Here is a 301-nt window from a genome sequence, read left to right as displayed (position 1 = left end):
TACAAGTCTCACTAGGAGATCCGTTGTTGTTATTAGAGTGACGGACTCCGAGTCCGGCATTGCCCTTTTCAAAGAAGGCTTCCTCAACCCGGATTCTCAACAGCTGCCAGGCTTCAAGCAGGTCGACCGGCAGCGTCACCTTCGATCGGGCTGGCGTGCGGGCCTGCAAGGTCTTCAGCTCCCCTTCGAACGCACTGCGGTCGAGCTCGGGGAAATGCTCCGCCAGGGCCGCTAAAGCTTCTTCCGCCGCCCGCCGGCAGATCGTGACCTCGTCAAAGGCGCGCTTCTGCACCTCGCGCAG

Annotated in this window: 1 pseudogene; it reads right to left on the bottom strand. The window is 60.8% G+C overall.

From position 1 onward, the window contains the following. Nucleotides 1–301 (bottom strand): annotated as a pseudogene (locus tag KBI52_RS00480) (replication protein C); the annotation flags it as partial.

This window comes from Microvirga sp. HBU67558, from assembly GCF_018069605.1.
Lineage (GTDB): Bacteria > Pseudomonadota > Alphaproteobacteria > Rhizobiales > Beijerinckiaceae > Microvirga > Microvirga terrae.
Note: the sequence above shows the minus strand (reverse complement) of the source record. Positions and strands in the feature narration are given on the sequence as shown.